The organism is Burkholderia sp. Ac-20392 (assembly GCF_017104585.1).
In the GTDB taxonomy this organism is placed as follows: Bacteria; Pseudomonadota; Gammaproteobacteria; order Burkholderiales; family Burkholderiaceae; genus Burkholderia; species Burkholderia lata.
The window spans coordinates 1-563 of the sequence record NZ_JAAGPB010001178.1; the positions used below are offsets into that span (position 1 = coordinate 1).

Below are 563 nucleotides of genomic sequence, written 5' to 3' on the forward strand. Positions count from 1 at the left end.
CGTCGGGCAGCGCCAAGATGAAATCGTGCGCGTTGGCGGCACGCGCGGCGGCGATCATGTCCGCGTCGCTCGCGTCGGGGCGGCCGAGCCGCAGGTTGTCGGCCACGCTGCCGTCGAACAGCGTCGCATCCTGTGCGACGACTGCGATCATCTCGCGCACCTGGCCGGCATCGAGCGTACGCACGTCGTGGCCGCCGATGCGGATCGCGCCTCCCTGCGCATCGTGCTGGCGCAGCAGCAGGCGCACGATGGTCGACTTGCCCGCGCCGCTCGGCCCGACGATCGCCACCGTCTCGCCCTCGCGAACCGAGAAGGTCAGCGCGGCATGCGCGTCCGCGCGGCGTCCCGGATACGCGAAGCTGACGCCGTCGAACACGATCTCCGGGCGCAGGCCCGACACGCGCGGCGCGTCGGCGGCCGGTGCGCGGCTATCCGCGTCGAGCAGCGCGTGGATCGCATTCGCCGCCGACTGGCCGATCATCCCCTGGTGCAGCACGGAACGCAGGTCGCGCAGCGGCCGGAAGATTTCGCTGCCGGCCATCAGCACGATCAGCAGCGCCTCG

General features: G+C 72.1%; 1 protein-coding gene. It reads right to left on the minus strand.

Annotated features, from left to right (window positions below; genetic code table 11):
• Positions 1-563, minus strand: a 563-nt coding sequence (locus G3N99_RS41480) for an ABC transporter ATP-binding protein (RefSeq protein ID WP_206125343.1), incomplete at both ends; no start/stop codon positions are given.